General features: G+C 46.7%; 1 pseudogene. It reads left to right on the plus strand.

Features of this window, described 5'->3' with window-relative positions:
• A pseudogene (locus tag AAEY88_RS14540) lies at positions 1-255 on the plus strand (cell division protein FtsZ); the annotation flags it as partial.

The following is a 255-nucleotide window of genomic DNA, read 5'->3' on the forward strand; positions in this document are numbered from 1 at the left end:
GGCGGCGGCACAGGCACCGGTGCGGCACCGGTTGTCGCTCGTATTGCCAAAGAGATGGAAGTATTAACCGTTGCTGTGGTCACCACCCCTTTTAAATTTGAAGGCGGCAAACGTATTAAAGCGGCTAAAGCGGGTATTGAGCAACTGACCAACTTTGTAGACTCTATCATTACCATTCCGAATGATAAGTTGATGAGCGTTTACGGCAACTTATCAATGCAAGATGCGTTCAAAAAAGCGGATGATGTATTAATG

This window comes from Psychrobacter sp. CAL346-MNA-CIBAN-0220 (assembly GCF_040309805.1).
Lineage (GTDB): Bacteria > Pseudomonadota > Gammaproteobacteria > Pseudomonadales > Moraxellaceae > Psychrobacter.